Annotated in this window: 1 protein-coding gene; it reads left to right on the top strand. The window is 57.8% G+C overall.

All coding sequences use genetic code 11. From position 1 onward, the window contains the following. Positions 1-510: IS630 family transposase (locus N181_RS12745; protein WP_155621614.1), on the top strand; the 510-nt coding region annotated here is incomplete at both ends.

Genomic DNA, 510 nt, shown 5'->3' with positions numbered 1-510 from the left:
CCCATTGGTCGATCCGCTCGATGGCAGGAGCCGCCGGCTTTTCGCACACGACGATCCGCCGGATATGGAATGCCTTCGGCCTGCAGCCGCATCGCACTGAGACGTTCAAGCTGTCCAGCGATCCTTTGTTCGTCGATAAGGTCCGCGACATCGTCGGTCTTTATCTGTCGCCTCCCAATCGGGCGCTGGTTCTCAGTGTGGACGAGAAGAGCCAAATCCAGGCACTCGATCGCGAGCAGCCAGTGCTGCCGATGATGCCTGGTGTGCCTGAACGGCGTACCCATTCTTATGTTCGGCACGGCACAACGACGTTGTTTGCAGCTCTGGATGTCGCCTCCGGCTTTGTCATCGGCAAATGCTACAAGCGGCATCGGGCCACCGAGTTCCTGGACTTCCTGAAGCAGATCGATGCGAATGTGCCGCCCGATTTGGACGTGCATATCGTGATGGACAACTATGCAACGCACAAAACTGCATCGATCAAGAACTGGCTGATGCGACGGCCACGCT

It is taken from the genome of Sinorhizobium fredii USDA 205, from assembly GCF_001461695.1.
GTDB lineage: Bacteria > Pseudomonadota > Alphaproteobacteria > Rhizobiales > Rhizobiaceae > Sinorhizobium > Sinorhizobium fredii.
This window is presented reverse-complemented; position numbering and strand designations above follow the sequence as displayed.